Origin of the sequence: Roseivirga pacifica, assembly GCF_900111145.1 — a bacterium.
In the GTDB taxonomy this organism is placed as follows: Bacteria; Bacteroidota; Bacteroidia; order Cytophagales; family Cyclobacteriaceae; genus Roseivirga; species Roseivirga pacifica.
In genome coordinates this window covers 911484-931572 of sequence record NZ_FOIR01000001.1, presented here as the reverse complement: position 1 = coordinate 931572, position 20089 = coordinate 911484, and the positions used below count along the sequence as shown (strand labels likewise).

At 42.9% G+C, this 20089-nt stretch carries 9 protein-coding genes; 1 reads left to right on the top strand and 8 read right to left on the bottom strand.

From position 1 onward, the window contains the following. Positions 1-53 precede the first annotated feature (53 nt). The 8 genes from BMW98_RS04150 to BMW98_RS04115 form a co-directional block, all read right to left on the bottom strand. Positions 54-1382, bottom strand: a complete 1329-nt coding sequence (locus tag BMW98_RS04150; RefSeq protein WP_090258205.1) for a vanadium-dependent haloperoxidase — start codon at positions 1380-1382, stop codon at positions 54-56. 162 nt (positions 1383-1544) lie between these two features. After that, the gene (locus BMW98_RS04145; RefSeq protein WP_090258204.1) at positions 1545-3212 is read right to left on the bottom strand and encodes an amidase; all 1668 of its coding nucleotides are present in this window, start codon (positions 3210-3212) and stop codon (positions 1545-1547) included. Positions 3213-3288: 76 nt separating this feature from the next. Further along, the gene (locus tag BMW98_RS04140; protein ID WP_090257159.1) at positions 3289-6570 is read right to left on the bottom strand and encodes a VCBS repeat-containing protein; all 3282 of its coding nucleotides are present in this window, start codon (positions 6568-6570) and stop codon (positions 3289-3291) included. 5 nt (positions 6571-6575) lie between these two features. Beyond that, positions 6576-9887, bottom strand: coding sequence for a VCBS repeat-containing protein (locus BMW98_RS04135; RefSeq protein WP_090257158.1), 3312 nt, complete (start codon positions 9885-9887; stop codon positions 6576-6578). Between the two features lie 12 nt (positions 9888-9899). Continuing rightward, the gene (locus tag BMW98_RS04130; protein WP_090257156.1) at positions 9900-10484 is read right to left on the bottom strand and encodes a hypothetical protein; all 585 of its coding nucleotides are present in this window, start codon (positions 10482-10484) and stop codon (positions 9900-9902) included. Between the two features lie 3 nt (positions 10485-10487). Further along, complete coding sequence (locus tag BMW98_RS04125) at positions 10488-13799, bottom strand: VCBS repeat-containing protein (RefSeq protein WP_245733474.1); 3312 nt, start codon at positions 13797-13799, stop codon at positions 10488-10490. Positions 13800-13879: 80 nt separating this feature from the next. Then, positions 13880-15370 carry a RagB/SusD family nutrient uptake outer membrane protein gene (locus BMW98_RS04120; RefSeq protein WP_090257152.1) on the bottom strand — a complete coding sequence of 497 codons (1491 nt, stop codon included), beginning with the start codon at positions 15368-15370 and terminating at the stop codon, positions 13880-13882. Between the two features lie 14 nt (positions 15371-15384). Continuing rightward, complete coding sequence (locus BMW98_RS04115; RefSeq protein ID WP_090257151.1) at positions 15385-18366, bottom strand: SusC/RagA family TonB-linked outer membrane protein; 2982 nt, start codon at positions 18364-18366, stop codon at positions 15385-15387. A 373-nt stretch (positions 18367-18739) separates the two neighbouring features. Here BMW98_RS04115 and dgt point away from each other — a divergent pair, with 373 nt between their 5' ends. Further along, positions 18740-20056: a dGTP triphosphohydrolase gene (gene dgt, locus BMW98_RS04110; RefSeq protein WP_090257149.1), complete on the top strand. Its 1317-nt coding sequence runs from the start codon at positions 18740-18742 to the stop codon at positions 20054-20056. The last annotated feature ends 33 nt before the right edge of the window (positions 20057-20089 follow it).

Genomic DNA, 20089 nt, shown 5'->3' with positions numbered 1-20089 from the left:
CGATATTTGAAAAAAGCCGACACTAATTGTCGGCTTTCGTATTAAATAAGTCTCTATTTTTTGCTTAGGCTCTCATTGGTAAACTCTAATTTGTTCACCACAAACTCACCTAGTTTTCTACCTTGGGTAACACCATTGGCAATGGCAGGCATATAGTGAATACCTCCATACAAACGACTAATGGCGGCTTCCTCCGATGCTTGCGTAAACGAATCGAAAGAGCGAACGCTTAGTCCATATTTCTCTTCAGTATCATCTCTAAACGAGAAATTATCGCCATAAATTGAGGTAAGCACTGTTGCTGCTGCATTTGAAATTACCGAGTGACCACTAGTGTACTCAGGGAACGGGGGCGTTTGTAGCAACGGCAGCCATTCCTCATCAATGTATCTGTTAATTACCGTTTCAGGGCGAATCAAATTACTTCTAAACTTCTCGTCCCAGCAGCTGATAAATCCGTCTGCCAAGGCAACCGAAGTGAGCGCATAAGTTTGTGCTGTTTTCATAGGGTCAGCATCAGCCTTTTTACAAGCAATTTTCACAATGCCAATCCAGTGGCCACCCGGTGTAATCTTTTTGGTAGCCGCCATTACGTGGCCGGTTACATTCATTACATATGGGTTGCAATCCCAAAACGATGCTATTTCCTTTTGCTCTTCGGTTAGGTTAACTCCCGTGTTGTACACCTCCATTGTTTCTTTATAAAACTGGCTGTTCTTATCCATATCGAACTGCGTAGGTCTTTCTGGTGTAAACTGATTGGCCGAATCCAACACAAATGGTCTAATCTGATTCCAGTGTGGTTCAATCGCCTCAAAGTAACCCGGAGGTGTTGGCTGCCAACGGGCAGGGTCGTCAATTACGGTAAACTTAGGAAAGGTGCGTGTTTGCTTATACATGTCGCCATCGGCCCATTTTAAAATGTGCTGCGCCACCTCGTCACCATAAGCAACCGAAGCCTCAAAATACTTGCTATTTACGCCTTCACCCAGCTTGGCATAAAGCTCCTCTTTGTAAGTATCCATCTTGTCTTCAGAGAAAATCAAGGTGGTACCCAGTTTCAAAAATGCTTCCAGAGCCGCTAGCTCGTAGCTTACTTCTTCTGTTGGTTTAGGAATTGGCTCCAGCTCATTAAGCTGCCCTGCCAAGGATTTGTACTGCGGGTTGTCCAAGGCCAAAATCTCATACATGGCTACACTGGGGTACGCATAAATTCGACTAGCTATTGGAGGCGAAAAAATATCGTGCACGATTACCTCGCTTAGCTGATCCATCGACTGGTGATAAACATCCGCATCGATGGAAACCTCTTTCTTTCCGGTGTCGCAGCCTACAAAACAAAATGCTGCCACCACTAACATTAAAAAATTAAACTTCTTCATCTTTTCCGTCATCGATTATAACCTCCAATTTTGGCTAAAGCTTTGAAAGCCACAAATTAAATCGAGAAAAATTCGATGAAATCGTGAGATTTTTCTTCTCAAAAATTGACTCAATAATTAATCAGTAAGCCTAGCCAAAATATGGTCTAAAAGCTCCCTCGTTTATTGCCCCACTTTGTAAAACAATGGCGGGTGCTTTTCATCAAAATCAGTGAATAGTTGATAGGTTTTGGCCAGGTTTAAAATCTTGCCCTCTTCATACAAATTGCCGATTAAAGTTAAGCTGGTTGGCCTTCCCTTTTCATCGAATCCGGTAGGTACACTCACCACGGGATGCCCCGTAAGATTGGTAATATACAATTGGCGCCCTCTGAAAGAAGGTGCAATAATGACATCATAGTCCTTAAATCTCTGGTGAATATCTTCAATCAACCTTCTTCGTTGTCGGTTAGCTTGCAGGTATTCTACGGCAGGAATAAAACGGGCCTGACGAAGAGAGTTCGCCCGAGAACCCGCGTGCTGCTCTACCATTACATCTACCTCACCGCTTCTCACCAAATCGTCAAAAAAGGCTCCTGCTTCAGCCCTTAAAATTATGTCGAAAACGCTATACGGAAAATCTTGCGGCAAGCTTATCGCTTCTGGCTCCACGCCCATCTTTTCTTTCATCAATTTTAGTGCTTCGCGCAGGTTGTTGCCCATAGCCGAAGAATCACCATCAATGTCTTCCTTCAAATAGGCTACTTTCAAGGTAGAAGTTGCTGTAAAATCAGGTTCAAACGGTACTCGATTGGTAGTAGGGTCTAGCGGATCGTAACCATAAATGGCTGCAAAAACTAATTCACAATCTTCAGCAGAGCGGCAAATTGGACCAACTTTGTCCATGGACCAACTCAAACTCATTACGCCATGGCGGCTTACTCTGCCGTAAGTTGGTCTTAGCCCGGTAACGCCATTTCTGGTAGAAGGGGAAGTAATGGAACCCAGCGTTTCGGTACCTAGGGAGAAGGCAACCAAACCAGCAGAAGTTGCTGAACCAGAGCCAGCAGAAGATCCGCTTGCCCCTTGGCTAAGGTCCCATGGGTTCTTGGTCTTTCCACCAAACCAAACGTCTCCACGCGCCAATGATCCCGAAACCAGTTTCGCAATTAGCACAGCACCCTGCTCCTCTAACTTTTTTACAACTGTTGCAGTATGGTCTATCTGTTGCTCTTTATAAGGTGCGGCACCCCATGTTGTTGGGTAGCCCTCTACAGCCATCAAATCCTTTACGCCATAGGGAATACCATGTAAAACGCCTCGGTAATTGCCGGCAGCAATTTCATTATCGGCCTTTTTGGCTTGCTCCAATGCCAGGGCTTTAGTTACAGTTATTACACTTTCCAACTGACCATCGTACTGTTCAATCCTATCTAGGTAAATATTGGTCAGTCTTTCCGAAGTGAGTTTTCCATTCTTGATTAGCGATGCCAGTTCGCTAACGCTCATAAAAGCAATCTCTTCATCGGTTGCGGGTAGGGCAATGTTATTTGCAACTTCAGGCTGATAGATGCTTTGTTCGCCAGCAGGAATTTGGAAACCACTTGGGTGAGGGTTGAACAGTAGGGCAGGAAATGTCTCGTTGTCTACTTCATACTCGCGCATTTGCTCATAACCACGCTTATTTCTGCCCAAATAATTGTACATGGTATCGATAGCTGGCTTTTGGAAGTCAAGACCATAAAGCCGTTGACCAGCCTTTATATCTTTAGTGCGAAAACCATATTCGGGAGACTTGCACGAAACAATGAGGAGAGATACTAGGGCGAAAAGTGTAATTCTATTAAGCATTCGGTTGAAATTGATGAGCCTATTAATCTCACCAATTTCTACCAAAAACGCTTAACCGTTGGTCATGAAATCGTTATCAATTGCTATTTGGTGCTAGCAAGATAGGTTTGTCGTTGTTTCTAACCGCAATTACATGCTTCACTCCGTTTACCTCTATGCTTTGGGCATGGCGATATTCACCCCAGGTTTCAGCTGTGTTCAGGTAAGCATCAATTGTACTGCTAAAGTGTCCGTTGCCTTTGCCCAACAGCAGGGTTATTGGTTTGGCATCTGCTCGGCCATAATCGTTTCGGTAGCTATAGTTGTTGCCAAAAAGCAGCAAATCTAGCGTTCCGTCACCATCAAAGTCATCTGAAATTATATCCATTACTGGACTATACTGCGCTTCTTGTGGCAGCGCAATTTGCTCGAATTCTCCATTGCCTTTATTAAGGAAAACGGCTGACTCAAACGTTACTGCCTCCTTTTCTACTGCGCGTTCCATGCTTTCGCCCAAAAGCTCCTGCGGGCCTTCTAGCTTAGAATAGGTTTTATAATCAGGGTGCTTTTTCTTAAAGGCACTTACCTGTTTTATCAGATCGTCTCGCGTGGCAAAAGGGGTTAGTTCACCTTCCTGATGGTGGAAAATAACCGGATCAACCTGGCCATTCTTATCTACATCGCTTACGTAGAGTTTCAACGGGGCTTCAGCAGAAGCCTTCAGTTTAGTATTCAAGCCGAGATTTCCAGCGACAATGTCCATTTTGCCATCATTGTTCACATCGGCTAAGTGTAGGCTGTACCACCAACCGCTAGTGCCTTTTAGCGACTCACTTTCCACTCTTTCGAAGTTCCCGGTACCATCATTTTCCAACAGTAAAATGGACGTCCACTCTCCGGCAACCAATAAATCGAGGTCACCATCATTGTCATAGTCGTACCATTTTGAATCGTTTATCATGCCCAAATCCTTCGGCAATCTATTAGCCGACTCATCCCTAAACCGTGCTTTGCCATCGTTAATCAGCAAATACTGATTTGGGTTGGTGCCATAAGCTCCGTTTACCACATTGCTTCCAACAAAAAGGTCTATATCACCATCGCCATCCACATCGGCAGCGGATACCGTTTTGGCCTGAGCCCCCAACTGAGGCAAAGACATAGGCGAGAAAGTGAGTTTTCCATTAAAATTGAGGAAGAGTTTGTCATTGTTATACAGATGCCCGTCTTTATGCTCGTTGCCAGCGCTAGTCACATATAAGTCCAAGTTACCATCACCATTCGCATCAAAGAAGGTAGCGGCAACATCTTCCGATATGCTTAATTGCTCCATCGTTGGCACCTTTTGTTTTGAAAAAGTGCCGTTGGCATTCTGCAACCAAACCTCCCCTGCCTGTCCTCTCGCACCACCAAAGTAGGCATCATCCAAACCATCTCCATTAATATCGGCAACAGCTAGCGCAGGGCCTTCGGTATTGTATTTTCTAGGAATAAGGTATTCCTGTTTGAAGTCACTATAAGCATCTTCTTGATGCGAATATGCCATAGGAAACGTTGTGTTGGTTAATAACGCACGATTCGAAGCGCTAAGGTTAAATGCTTTTGTAGCGGTGGTGTTTTGCGTTATTTCGAGTAGTTGGTTGGCCTTTACATTTTCCAACTTTTGGTAAGTGCCATTTGGCCAATAAACTTCTACGCTACTCAGGGTTTGAATACTACCCAAACCAAAATGCAGCACTGGCGCTACTGAAGATTGAAAGCCCCGCGTTGGGTTGTTCTCTCTTATAAATGTTTGGCCTTGACTCTTTGCAACTACTTTGGCACCCAAGGCCATGGTATTTAAGCCATCTCCTTTTAGCGCTATTTTTAGGTAGTTGTTATCGGTAGATTTGTTCTCATAAATGAAGGCTTCTTGCTCAGTATTATTAATGATCAGATCTAAGTCTCCATCATTATCCAAATCGGCATAGGTCGAACCATTTGAGTAAGACGGCTGATCAAGCCCCCATTCCTCAGCCATTGGCTCAAGGTTGAACCGCCCAGTATTGCGAGCAGTAAGATTAGCAATTTTAACCGTTGGCAAGGTCTCTATTAAGAAAGCATCGCGCTCCTCTTGGCTCAAGGTTTTATCAACATTGGAGAGGTAATTCAAAAAGTCGAGGTCGTTTGGGCGCTTGTAAATACCGTTGGTAATGTGCAAGTCCTGAAAGCCGTCATTATCCATGTCGAAAATTAATGGCGACCAGCTCCAGTCAGAAGCATAAGTATTGGTATACAAGCTGACATCAGAAAACTGGCCGTTACCCAAGTTGCGCTGCAAAGTATTCCGCACGTATTGGTGATTATAACCAAAACCCAGTTTAATATCGTAAACCTCACTTTTGTCTTCGACCACCGACTTGCGCCAAATCTCAGGGTCTGAAGGCAACATGTCCGTAGTTACAATTTCAGGGCTTCCGTCATTATTCAAATCGGCCAATTCATTGCCCATTGAAAAACGACTGGTGTGTCGAATTCTATGCTGCAGATCATCTTTGAAAGTGCCGTCTTGCTGATTGATGTAGAGGTAGTCGTTCTCGGTAAAATCATTGGAAATATAAATATCAGGCCACCCATCATTGTTTACATCGCTAATACCCAGCCCCAAGCCAAAGCCAATTAAGCTGCTGTAAATCCCCGACTGCTCAGTTACATCTACAAAAGTATTTTCGCCTTGGGCCAGCTGGCTTTGCATGAGTTTATCGCCACTTTCGAATGACTTTTCACGACTATCCGCTTTAGAGAAAACCTCTGGATTCTTTACCGAATGGTTCAGTAAGTACACGTCCAAGTCACCATCTCTGTCATAATCAAAAAAGGCTGCTTGGGTAGCAAAGCCTTCGAAATCGAGGCCGTAATCTGCTGCCGACTCTGTAAACGTTCCATCCTGGTTATTGATGAACAACTCGTTTTTCCCTTGGGCTTCTTTGTAGTTTCCTACGTTGGACACATAGATATCCAAAAAACCATCGCCATTTACATCGGCCATGGTTACACCACTAGACCAAGTCCCCGTGCCTGCAACACCTGCTTTTTCGGTAATGTCTTCAAACTGAAAATCGCCTTTGTTGAGGTAGAGTTTATTTGGCCCTTGATTGGCTGTGAAATAAAGGTCGACCAAGCCGTCATTATTGATGTCGCCAGCCGATACCCCTCCACCATTGTAGTAGTAGAGGTATTCCAAAATATTAAACCCTTTGGTTGGTTTTAGGCTGTTTTTAAAGTCGATTCCCGTTTGTTCGGCCGAAAGCAAAGCAAACCTTTTGGGTTGTTCGGGTGCTTTTTGGCAGGCAAAAGCGCTGAGCAAAATGCTCAAACAAAGCAATGTTGTTTTCTTCATTTGCCTTAGAATTTAAAGGCCCTAAGTGCTTCATCGTTCATGGCTACAAGCAGTACCTTATTGCCATTAATTTCGGTTATGGTAAAGTCCCTTACCTGCCCCACGATTGACAATCCCGTTTCTGCCTTACCCAAGCTTTTAAAGCCGCCTTGACCATCGCCCAAAAGTAAAACACCATAGTTGGCATCGTACTTACCTGCCTGAGGCTTAGCCTCATAAAGGTTCCCACCCAAAAGCACATCAAGGTTTCCGTCTTTGTTAAAATCGTGCACCTCAATAGCATATACCGGAGCAAACTGTGCCATTGCTGGTAGCGCCTGAACCGTAAAGGTTCCGTCTCCATTGTTCATCATTACGGCAGAACTCAAAAAGCTCACCTCAGATTTTACAGCTTGACTCAACTGCTCTTCTGTAAAAATGTCTCCTATGGTTTGGTCATTATAAGCCTCGTATTTGAGGTAGCGCTTTTTAATGATAGGAATCTGCATTTGCAGCTCGTGTTTGAGCACATATGGCAAGTCTTGGCCATCGACCACTCGTGTGAAAATCTGCTCTGGACTTCCGTTTTTGTCAAAGTCATTCACATAAAGACGAATAGGCTCTTCTTCCGAAGCCCTGAAGCGGGAGTTCAAACCGTGGTTGCCTAACACAAAATCCAGGTCGCCATCACCATCTAAATCTGCCGCCTTTAACTGATTATACCAACCAGCGTACTGCGCTAAACCAGCTTCATTTGTAATGTTGGTTAGTTTGCCATTGTCGTTTCTAAAAACGGTTGGTGCCATCCATTCTCCCACTACAATCAAGTCTTTGTCACCATCTCCATCAATGTCTTCCCAGGTGGCATCGGTTACCATACCAAATTCCTCCATTTCGGGAGCAACCTCATTAGTGGCATTGGTAAACCCACCCTTTTTATCATTCATGTAAATAAAGCTAGGTGCGGGCACGCCATACAAAAATGGCCTTACGCGAGACCCCACAAACAAATCCAAAAATCCATCGCCATTAATATCATAAGGAATAGCCACCGCGGTACTCCATCTTTGGCTACTCAAGAATGTGTTGGCCGATTTTGCCAAGTTGCCTTTGCCATCGTTAATGTAGAGCCTGTCAGCTAGGTCGGCAGAACCAACACCGTGTTCATTTCCTCCACTGGCCACAAATAGGTCAAGGTCACCATCATTATCTATGTCGAAAAAACTAGCCGATAGATCTTCCGAAAGCTTGTTCTTTTCAAAATCGGCAATGTTTTTCGCCTTGTAAGTTCCATCGGCATTTTTCAAGAATAGGCTTCCTGAAAAACCCTTTGCCCCACCAATGTAAAGGTCTTTTAGTCCATCTCCATTTACATCTCCTTCGGCCAGTTTAGGACCTTCCGTTGAAAGCATGTGGTAAGTAAGCCTGTCTCTATCGAAATCTACAAACTGGTTTTCTTGATGCGTAAAGTCGATAGATTTACTAAGATCAACTTCGCTAAAAATGCTCAATTTAGCCTCTAAAGTTTTTGGTGCCGCAGGCATTGCTTCTGCCCAACTCAGCTTCAAAGTTTGGTTTGCGGGTACGTCTGTCTTTCGAGTAACGGAACCATCAGGCCAAACAACCTGCACCAAATCCAATTGGCTATGTTTACCAACGCCAATCACAGGATGGCTGTCTACAGTAGACTGAAAACCTCTGATCGGAATTTGCTCTAAGTAGTAAGTGTCTTGCCCAGCGCTAACGGTAATTTTGGCCCCCACTGAAAAAGGATTCATCTCTTTTCCGACCAAATCGAATTTCAAATAGCCGTTTTCTGGCAGCAGTTCGTTTGTTTTGTTTTCGAAGATATTCGAAGGCACATTCACGTTATTCACCACTAAGTCCAGGTCACCGTCATTGTCCAAATCGCCATAAGCAGCACCGTTTGAGTGTACTGGTTTGCCCAAGCCCCATTGGTCGGCTACATTCTCAAAGTTAAGGTTGCCCTTGTTTTTGTAGGCATAGTTTGGAATTGGGGTTACCGGAATTGGGTCAATCAGAGCGTCATAATCCACACCATCACCGCTAATAATCGCCTGCTTGGTTTCGCTATTGTCAATAAAGTTCAGGTAATCTAAATCTGTAATATCTTGGTAAATACCATTGGCCACAAATAAGTCTTTGTAGCCATCATTGTCCATATCGAAGAGTAATGCGCCCCAGCTCCAATCAGTAGCCTCCACACCAGACAATCGACCTACTTCGCTGTAAGTGCCATCGCCATTGTTTAGGTGCAGCATGTTTCTAGAAAACTGATAGTGATAGCCATTCTGTACACCGTAATGGTGTCGGTCCCAGCTTTCAAAAGTAGTCACCTGCTTTAATCGCTTGTCAGGCTCTGGCAGCATATCCGTTACAAAAATATCAGGCTTGCTATCGTTATTGATATCGGCCATATCGGCACCCATAGAAGCCGCACTGATTGACTGCATGCTGTTTTCGAGGACCTCTGAAAAAGTGCCATCTTGATTATTGATGTACAGATAATCACGCTCGAAGAAGTCGTTCGAGATAAAGATATCCAGCCAGTTATCATCATTTACATCGCCCACAGTAACCCCAAGCCCAAAGCCAATAACGCTACCGTAAATTCCGGCTTCTTCACTCACATCTACAAACTTTCCATTGTCATTACGATAGAGTTTATCGCCCCCCACAGGATCGCGCTTAGGGCGCTCATTTCTCTGCAGGTTGAAACTACCAATGGCCTTGTAAGAGTTGTTCAGTAAATAAACATCCAAATCGCCATCACGATCATAGTCAAAGAAGGCAGCATGGGTTGAAAAACCCTGATCTGCCAAGCCATACTTCTCGGCATCTTCGGTAAAGGTGCCATCTCCATTGTTAATAAAGAGTTCGTTTTGCTTGTTGTCGCCAGAAATATCGCCAGAGTTACAAACGTAAATGTCTACAAAACCATCTCCGTTTACATCGGCCATACTCACACCGGTACTCCAGGCCTTCTGACCTGCAACACCGGCCGACTCAGTAATGTCCTGAAATTTCATTCCGCCCAGATTCTTGTACAATCTGTTCGGCACTCTGTTACCGATAAAGTAGATATCACTCAATCCATCGTTGTCGATATCAGCAATACCTACACCTCCGCCATTGTAATAGTTGCGGTAAGTGTAAATGTTAAACTTGTCCTCGTTAGTCAGTTCGTTGGTAAAATCAACGCCTGACGAACTTGCTGGAAGACTCTCAAAAAGTGGTGGTTGCTCATTTTCGCTTACGCTTGAGCATCCTAGGGTAAGAGCCATTAGTCCAAAAAATGTAAGCTTCTTGTATTCCATAAAAAAGTTAGTCTAAGCGGCCTGCTCTTTCAGCCTGTTCAGTTCTGTTAAATCGCTAATTTCTACACGCACCGTAGAAACGTTTTTCTTGTAAAGTCGAATCTGTCGATTTCCATCAACCTTTACCCAAACACGTAAGGTCTCGTCTTTATTCACTATTTCGGTAAAGTCGTTTCCGCCATACCATTCTAAAAATACCTTTTGAACATCTTCAATGAGCACCTCAACACTGGCCTCTTCGTTCCAAAGTGCCCAGTTTTTATACTGAAACTCCACCGGCATAGTAACTATTCGGTCATTTACATATTTGGGGTAAAAGCTCATATTGGTCGGGTGCTTAAAGTAGTCGGATGGATCGTATTTAATCGAAAGCTCACCTGCACCATTCACCAGCACACGTTGGTTATTTAATTCCCAGCAATGGGCAAAAAACTCCTTTTTCGGCATGTCAAAAGATATGCCTAGGAAAAGACTATCGAGTCGTATATTTCTGCTCAGCTCTTTATCCACAAGCTTTTGATATTCCGATTTTGGCTGACAACTGAAAGCCACAATAGAGTAAACAATTATTAATGCTCCTAAAATTCTTCGATTCATACGCTACTTATTTCTCCTATAGGCCAAGGCCTCTTCATTACTTCTTACAAAGAGGTAAATTTTCTCTCCACCAATTTCGATAGGCTGGATACTGCGGGTATCATTCTTCACCAAAAGTCCGGCTTGCTGTAAACTTAGCGCAGTAAATGTTCCACTCCCGTTCCCCATTAAAGTTAAGCCATACGAGGCATTATTAATACCCATTTCAGGCTTCATTCGGGTTTGATTTCCTGCCAACAGTATATCGAGGTTTCCATCTCCATCCAAATCCTCAATATGGCTTGCAAAAACTTGCGAGATTTGTGCCTCCCATGGCAACTGCTTTTGCTCAAAACCATCGGCTGTTCTAATGAAAACCGCATGCCCTAGCTCTTTTACCTCAGACACAACTGACTTGCTAAGAATGGCCGGGTCAAACATATCTTCAATTGTTTGATCTTTGTACAACTCGTGTTTTATATACTTCTTCCTGAGCATTGGCAACTGCTTGGTAATGTCCATTAGCATGGCAATTGGGTATGCCTGCTCACCACTGTACATGGTAATTATCTGCTCAAGGCTACGGTTCTGGTCGTAGTCATTCACATACATTTTTAGTGGCTTATCAGCAGATGCCTTCAGTCTGGTATTCAAGCCTTGGTTACCAGCCAATAGATCAAGTTTGCCGTCACCATTAAAATCGGCCACAGACAAGTGGTGCCAAAGGCCGTTGGTTTGGTCCAAACCATAAGCCTCTGTTCTATTGGTAAAAATGCCGTCACTATTTTCAAACACGGTAATAGGCATCCACTCCCCTGCTACAACAAGGTCGCTATCACCATCATTGTCTATGTCAAAAACAACTCCATCAGTAATCATTCCCACTTCCTGAAAGGCTGCTACGGCATCTCCGCGTACTTTTTTAAATGCACCTGACTCATTTTGATACAAATGGAGCCCCGCCTTCATACCATAAGCAAATGGAATACTCCTCGTGCCTGAAACCAAATCCAAGTCGCCATCGCCATCAAAATCTATTGGCAGTATAAACGATGAGCTTTCAAAAGCTGGGTTGAACTCGTTATAAGAAGCTAATTCGAAATCGCCCTTACCATCGCCCCAATAGATTCTGTCTCTCAGGTTCCTATCATTGTATGCGAATTCATACCCTCCGCTGGCTACAATCAAATCCTGATTTCCATCACCATTCAAGTCTGCAAAATTAGCGGCTACATCTTCGCTCAACTCATGTTCTTCAAATGCCTCCACGCTAGCTTTCCTCAAATCGCCATTACTTTGCTGAAAGTACAACTTACCGCTAAAGTCTTTGGCACCACCTACAAACAAGTCTTCTAAACCATCACCATTTACATCGGCTACGGCTACAGCAGGCCCTTCATTAGAACTCATCTGAAAAATGAGTCTATCCCTGTCAAAGTCAGAGTACATATTTTCGGTATGCACAATTGCTTGGTTTAATTCAACCTGTGCAAACATTGGCTTTGCAGGGGATTCAGTAGGCACCTCTTTTATTTGCAACTCCGATTTGTCGATAACCAAAGTAGCATTCAGCTGCGGTTGGTCAATGATGGATACTGTACCATCCACCCATGAAATTTCTACCGCATCTATGGTAGCCACTTGGCCAAGACCAAAATGCAGTTCGTGTGTCATAGAAGACATATATCCCTTTACTGGGCTGAACTCTCTAGTTTGTCGCTTACCATCCGCAATCACGGTAACCTTCGTTCCGAAATACCTATGCGACTGCTCGGCCTTAAACTTAACCTTTACAAAATTATTGGCCGTTTTTTCACGGCTTAGGTTCTTGTAAAGTAACAATGGACTGTTAATATTATTTACCACCAGCTCCAAGTCTCCATCGTTATCTAGGTCAGCATAAGCTGCACCATTAGAAAAAACCGCTTCATCCAAACCAATTGCTGCTGCTTTGTTTTCGAAGTTGAAGTTGCCCTTATTTTCATATAAGTAGTTTTGCAACGGCACGGAAGGAATGGCGTCAATTAGCTTGGTAACCACCAAACTATCCTTTCTATACTGATCGAAGAGCAATGTATTATTGGCATAAAAGTTAATGTAGTCGAGGTCAGTCAAATCTTTATAGATGCCATTTGCTACAAAAATATCTTCGAGCCCATCATTATTGTAATCGAACAGTAAAGCTCCCCAACTCCAATCTGTTGCCTCAATACCGCTGAGTCTAGATATTTCGCTGAACATCGGCTGGTCAGTACCTTCAAGTCCCCCTCTGTTCCATTGTAACGAATTGCGCGTAAACTGGTGGTGATACCCGCTCTTGACATTAGACTGATATTTATCCCAGTTTTCGAAAATTGTTTTTGTCTTAATTCTCTCAGGATCTTCCGGCAACATTTCTGTCACATAAATTTCTGGATGACCGTCATTATTAAGGTCTGTAATATCGGCTCCCATTGAGCCCATGCTCGTCTCCGAAACAAGCTCTTCTAATCGCTCAGAAAAAGTGCCGTCTTGGTTATTGATGTATAAGTAGTCTCGCTCAAAAAAGTCATTCGAAACAAAAATGTCCGGCCAAAGGTCATTGTTCAAATCTGCAATTGTAACGCCAAGCCCATAGCCAATGGCACTACCATATATTCCCGCTTGCTCACTTACATCTGTAAATTTGCCAATGTCGTTTCTATATAGTTTGTTTCCTCCTAGGGTATCTCTAACCTCTCGTTGGCCTTGTCTTAAATCGTAAATACCGACAGAGCGAGTACTGTTGTTGAGCAGGTACATATCCAAATCTCCATCTTTGTCATAATCAAAGAATGCAGCGTGGTTCGAGAGTCCAATATCGGCTACTCCAAACTCTTTGGCTCTTTCAGTAAAAGTTAAATCTCCATTGTTTATAAACAGCTCATTGTACCTATTCTCCCCTTCTAAAGGTCCAGATTTACAAACGTAAATATCTATTAGTCCATCACCATTTACATCGGCCATACTAACACCGGACGACCATACTCCCGCACTGGCTACACCAGCCTTTGCCGTTATATCTTCAAATTGAAGGTTGCCCTTATTCAGGTACAGTTTATTGTCAACAAGATTTCCTGCTAGGTAAATATCTTCTAGGCCATCGTTGTTAATATCCCCAATAGCCACTCCTGCACCGTTATAAAAATTTCGGTACGTATACGCATTTAGTTGTTCGTTGTATTCGAGTTTGTTTTCAAAAGTTATACCCGAATCTCCGGAAGGAATAAGTTCAAAAAGTTGATTGTTCTCTTTAGGCGAACAAGACCAAATGCCAAAAGAAAGCAACAGAGTAAAGCTTATGATCTTCTTTAGCATAACTGAAAAAATGAATTCTAAAGGATAAAAAAAAGGACTCGCGATTGCAAGCCCTTTTTGCTTTATCATAATCGTTTTTACTAGTATCCAGTGTTTTGTGTCAACCCGTTGTTCACATCAAGCTGACCTTGTGGAATAGGGAAGATATTTCTGAATTCATCAGAAGCTTCTTTTTCCCACCAAGCCTCGTTGTACTTGCCAAAGCGAATCAAGTCAGATCTTCTGTAACCTTCAGCAAACATTTCGCGACCTCTTTCTGCCAATAAAATATCAGCATCAACTGTAGTTAAGGCGGCAACACCTGCTCTTGTTCTTACTTGGTTGATGGCATCTAAAGCTGCAGCATCATTTCCAAGCTTCCACTCAACTTCCGCTTTCATTAGCAATAAGTCTCCGTAGCGGAATAGTGGCCAGTCGTTACTCAAGCTTTGTCCAGCACCAGACTGAATCTCGAATTTACCAACACGTACACCCGCCTGACGGAATGAGTTAGGCTCTAACTCGTTAATTTCAGGGGTGAAAGTCAATGCTGGACCATCAGGATCATCTGGCTCTGCACTAGAGTCCATCAAGCGCTCTCCGCTAGATGAATACTGAGGACCTTCTAAGAATCCATTTTTTCTTGTATCAGCATCCTCATAAGCATTATAGAACTCTTCCAAAGAAGCATAACCATTCCAAGGCTGCTCCTGAAGATCAAAAGTAAACTGAGTCAAGTAGTGACCAGTCATTTGTGCTAGGTTGAAACCACCAGCGTTGTTTTGATCATAAGGAAGTGTAAGAATGTTCTCTGAAGAACCACTGTTGTTAGTAGCAAATGGAGCAAAGAAGTTGCTTTCCAAACTGAACGGACCATTGTTAACGATCATATCAATTTGGGTTTTAGCAGCTGACCATTGCGCTGTTCCTGTATAAATTTCGGCATTCAAATATAGTTTAGCCAAAATCATTCTTGCAGACCACTGGTTCAAAGTGGTTTTAGTATCATCAGTAGTAAGCGATGCTATGTTATCCAATACAGAACTTTCAATGAAGTCGTAAACCTCTTGTCTTGAATTAGTATCTGGAGTTGGATCGGTATCTGTTTCCAAAATAATTGGCACATTACCGTAAGAGTCGATCAACCAAAGGTAAACTAAGGCTCTAAGCACTCTTAACTCAGCATTCAAAGCATCTACATCAGGGTATTGCTGCAAAAGCAAGTTGATGTCACCAATTGCAGTATAGCAATAATTCCATCCGCTTTCAATCGCTCCATCCTGAGCATTGTACTGGTGTCTGTGCATTCTTAGCCACAAACCACCATCAAACCAGTCACCACCTTTTTGGGCGATGATCATTTCATCCGAAGCAATTTCTTGCATTGACCAAAGAGAGCCATGACCACCCCAGTTACCAATAATACGTTGGTAAGCAGAAGCTTTAAGGACATCAATCAAAGCAGGGTTATCGCTATTCGACACCTCTTCTGGGGTTAATCCCGAAAAGATTTCTTGCTCTGGTTCTTTACACGCACTTACAACAAGTAGTAGTGCAGCGAACCAACATAAGCTTTTATTAAATCTAGACATATCTGTTCTTTTTCTTACTTGATGTTAACATTGAAACCAATGGTGAACGTCCTTGTTGGCAAGTACGTATCACGTCTTTCAATACCAGGAGTCAAAGCTGCACCAATAGCATCACCAGATTGCTCTTGGTCAACCCATCTTACCTCAGGATCAATACCGGTGTAATTTGTAATGGTGAACACATTTTGTGCGGCCACATAAACTCTCAGGTTAGATAGGTACTCTGATCTTGTAGGGATATTGTAACCCAACTGAAGGTTATCTAATCTTATAAAGGTTGCATCTTCAATATGGGTATCGTTGAACTGCGGAGATGAAGTGATATACTCCGTTTTATCAGTTACAACACTATTCCAAGTGTTCGATCCAGTATCTTGGTTCTCATAGAAATCTCTGAATGAGTTGAACAAGTCGTGTCCAAAGCTACCTCTCAAGAAGAAAGAGAAATCCCAGTTACCATACATAAACGAGTTATTCCAACCGAAATCACCTTTTGGTAAACCATTACCAATAATTTCGAATTGATCAATCTCATCAATTTCAGCTGAAAGTGTCCAAACACCGTTCTCATCAATACTTAATAGTCTAGGACCCCAGAAGTTACCAAGGGTTGAACCCACTCTGTTTTCAATTGTTGCATTGTCATTCTGACCAGGAGAACCAGGAGCAGAACCACCAGGACGAATAAATTCGAAACCTAAACCATCAGTAACTGACAACGACTCAATTTGCGTTTTGTCATAAATGGTAAAGTTCACTGAAGGTGTCCACATTACTGGACCAAGGTTTACACCATTAAAGCTAGCTGCAAACTCAAAACCGCCAGACTTAAGATCTGCAAGGTTTACCCATGTAGTTGTAGCCGTATTGAAGTTTCCTGGATCGAATGGGTTAGGAGCACCCACCGGAACAGTGATAGGGAACAATAGATCTTCTACATTTCTCTGGTAGTAATCTACTGTACCAGTAATTTTGCTATCGAATAAAGCAAAGTCAAAACCAACGTTAAACTCTTTCTTAGTTTCCCATTTCAATTCTGGGTTAGGGTTTTGCTGCTGGCTTGGTGCTACATAAGTATCATCAGTAGTAGTTACGTCACCGTCCAAATCAATTCTACCACCATTTTCAAAAATAGGCAGTGCCAAATCAGAATCTGGAGGAAGTGCACCTGTAATACCGTAAGAAGCTCTAAGCTTTAAAGAGTTTACTGGGCCTAAGTCTGCAATTTCGGTAAGTTCCGCCCCTGCTGAAATCGCTGGGAAGTAACCTGTCTTTTCATTTTCACCAAAACCTGAGAAAGACTCAGATCTAACACTAGCAGAAAGGAAATAAGCACCTTGGAAGTTAAAGTTCGCTCTAAAGAATGCAGAGTTTAAAATATCTCTTGACTTATAAGAGTAAATATTAGTCTGGTTACCTAATCTAATAGCACCAGCACCCAAGTTGTTCCAGGTAAACTCATCGAACAAGAATTGTCTTACTCTAGTACCAAAACCTTCGTAAGTTCTAGTCTGCTGCTCTAAACCACCTAGTAAGGTCATGTTTAAATCATCAGACAATGTAGTTGAGTAGTTCAGAGTACCAGTAACGATCTGCGTAAAACGATCATCGGTAGTTCGCTGTGCAATACCTCTGTTACCAAAACCCGTTTGAAGGTCTTTTCTAGAGTAGTACTCACCATTTAAGCCTGTAAACCTATCTTGCGTGTATTGTGCAGAAACCGTAAGGTTCTCGAGAATGTCAAACTCAGCTCTATAAGTTGTAAGGAAAGTCTTGCTTGTTCCTCCGAACAGTTGCTGCTTTCTAATTGCCTCAGGGTTATAGAAGTCAAAAAGGTCTCTTTGGAAGTAAGGACCAACTTGCTCTAACCTGTCGCTAGCATAAACAGGAGCTGTTGGGTTGTAAATCATAGCATAACGGAACAACTGGTTGTTCTTTCTGTTGTACTCTCCATTAGTCAATGAAAGATTTACATTAAGTCTCAATCTATCATCTATAGCACTATGGTTAAGGTTCAAACGAGTATTTAAACGCTCGTTATCCACACCTTTAATAATACCGTTATTCTTACGCCAGTTAACTGAAGCTCTATAAGATGTTCCACCAAAAGAACCACTAACAGAAGCATTAGTAGAGTACGAAAGCCCTGTTTGAGTAATAACATCCATCCAGTCTGTATCAGAACCAAAGTCTGTACCACCGCGTGAAACGAACTCGTCAGCACTTAGTACCTCCATCTTATTCAACACCTTGTTATCAATAGACATGAATGAACCGAATGAAATATCGGTAACACCCTGCTCAGAACCGGCCTTAGTGGTAGTTATAAGGATTACACCAGAAGAACCTCTGGCACCGTAAATAGCCGCAGCCGAACCATCCTTCAATACATCAATAGAAGCAATGTCATTCGGGTCAACGTTAGAAAGGTCTGCACCAGGCACACCATCCAATACGATAAGCGGAGAAGAGTTAGCACCGAAAGTAGAAACACCTCTTAGGCGGATATTAAAACCACCGTTAGGGTCACCACCCGGACGAGTAACAGAAAGACCTGCAACCTTACCAGCCAAAAGCTGAGTAGGGTTCGAAACGTTACCTTTGTTAAAGTCTTCTGGCTTTACACTAACAACTGAACTTGTGATCTCTTTCTTTTCTTGAGATCCGTAACCAACTACAACAACTTCATCAAGCTGTCCGTAATCTGGCTGCAATACAACATTAATAGTAGTTTGGTTACCAACAAGGATTTCTTGCGATACATAGCCTACAAAAGAGTAGACTAAAGTTTCGCCCGAACTTACCTCAATGGAATAGTTTCCATCAAAGTCTGTTGCTTGACCTCGCGTGGTACCTTTTACCGTAATGTTTACTCTGGGGATTCCGAGTCCGTCATCCCCCCCCGTAACAACTCCTGTTACGGTTCTGGTTTGTGCCATGAGCGCCCCTTGGAAACCCACCGACAAAACAAGAAGGATTAGTAAAAACTTTTTCATACAATCATTTTTAATATTACTTGGCTATTGGCTTTCGACACCAATAAAGTGCAATCGAATGCTTAAAGTACAAGGACTGTTGGGTAATTCATAATGATTCATTCTTAAAATTAACGCAATCGTTTGCAAAATTTAACAAATCATATAGTCAATGGCAAATCAGGGAGTTAGCCCTTTCAGCTTAAGCGAAGGGTTAAAATTGGGGTTGAGGAGTATGTTAAAAAATTGTTAAAAAACAGTAGATATTTGCGCCACCTCTGAAAAGGTTTGCATTAAGGAAACATCCAATTATTGACTTACCCTTACTCCCAAAGACCAATAAATATTTTGGTAGCGCGAGCGACTTCAATATTTTTGAAGCTTAATCAGTAAAATGAACTGGCAACAACTATTTGCATCCGATATAAAAGAGGGCAACAGCCCACTCCGCTCTCCATTCGATAGAGATTTTGACCGCATTATTTTCTCCCACCCCTTCCGCAGGCTGCAAGACAAAACACAGGTGCATCCCCTACCAGAGCACGACTTTGTGCATAATAGGCTTACCCATAGTTTAGAGGTTTCTTCAGTTGGTAGATCCTTAGGGCGTGCTGCTGGTCAGGTTATTATAGAAAGAAACCCCTCCTTGGCCAAAACGCTTTCAGCATCGGACATCGGAGTTGTAGTGGCTTCTGCATCGCTTGCCCACGACATCGGCAATCCACCATTTGGGCACTCTGGCGAAACCAGTATCTCTGACTTCTTTATTAATAAGGAGTCATCTTTGAAAACATTGTTTAATGAAGAAGAATGGGCTGACCTTATAAACTTTGAAGGCAATGCGCAAGGCTTTAGGCTAATAGCCCGCTCTGGCAACGATGGGCTCAAACTTACTAATTCAACCATTGGGGCATTTACCAAATACCCACGGCCAGCACTGGTACAAGATGCCATGAAAGGCAGACGCAGCCAGAAAAAATTCGGCTATTACCAGTCAGAAGCTGAAGTTTTTCACAAACTGGCGGGAGCACTTCAACTTAATTCCTTTTCCGAAGTACAATGGGGCCGACACCCGCTGGCACTCTTGGTTGAAGCTGCCGATGATATCTGTTACCATATTATAGATTTGGAAGACGGCTGCAACTTAGGCCTAGTATCTCACCAAACCACTATTGATTTACTTGCACCCATAATTGGTAAAAGGTTTGATGCTCAGAAACTTCACTCGATTGCAAGTAAAAAGGAGCAAATAGGGTTGCTAAGAGCGCTTACCATTGGCGAACTGATTCAACAATGCGTACAACTGTTTTTAGACGAAGAGCAGAATATTCTCAGTTCAGACTTCGACAAGTCGCTAACAGACCTAATTCCGGCAGCAGAACAATTATCGAATATCATTGGTGTAAGCATTGATAATATTTATAGATCGGAGAAGGTTGTTGAAACGGAAGCGGCCGGCTATCGCGTTATCAATGGATTATTAGAGGTGCTAGTGCCCGCTGCACTTTCGGTTGTTCAGCAAAACTCAAAAGCAAAGGACAAAATTTACCTGCGACTGCTACCTACCGACACCCAAAATGAACTAAAAACAGCCACTACAGCTTATGAGACAATGCGCGTGCTACTCGACTTTGTTTCGGGGCTTACAGATTCTTACGCTGTTAATTTATATAGAAAGATAAATGGCACCTCTCTGCCCGGAATAGGCTGATTTGCTGCGCAATAAACTGCCTCATAAATATGA

Bases quoted from the DNA above. Each gene is read 5' to 3' on its own strand.
- BMW98_RS04150 (WP_090258205.1), bottom strand. From the start codon at position 1,382: ATGAAGAAGTTTAATTTTTTAATGTTAGTGGTGGCAGCATTTTGTTTT.
- dgt (WP_090257149.1), top strand. From the start codon at position 18,740: ATGAACTGGCAACAACTATTTGCATCCGATATAAAAGAGGGCAACAGC.
- BMW98_RS04125 (WP_245733474.1), bottom strand. From the start codon at position 13,799: ATGCTAAAGAAGATCATAAGCTTTACTCTGTTGCTTTCTTTTGGCATT.
- BMW98_RS04115 (WP_090257151.1), bottom strand. From the start codon at position 18,366: ATGAAAAAGTTTTTACTAATCCTTCTTGTTTTGTCGGTGGGTTTCCAA.
- BMW98_RS04135 (WP_090257158.1), bottom strand. From the start codon at position 9,887: ATGGAATACAAGAAGCTTACATTTTTTGGACTAATGGCTCTTACCCTA.
- BMW98_RS04130 (WP_090257156.1), bottom strand. From the start codon at position 10,484: ATGAATCGAAGAATTTTAGGAGCATTAATAATTGTTTACTCTATTGTG.
- BMW98_RS04145 (WP_090258204.1), bottom strand. From the start codon at position 3,212: ATGCTTAATAGAATTACACTTTTCGCCCTAGTATCTCTCCTCATTGTT.
- BMW98_RS04140 (WP_090257159.1), bottom strand. From the start codon at position 6,570: ATGAAGAAAACAACATTGCTTTGTTTGAGCATTTTGCTCAGCGCTTTT.
- BMW98_RS04120 (WP_090257152.1), bottom strand. From the start codon at position 15,370: ATGTCTAGATTTAATAAAAGCTTATGTTGGTTCGCTGCACTACTACTT.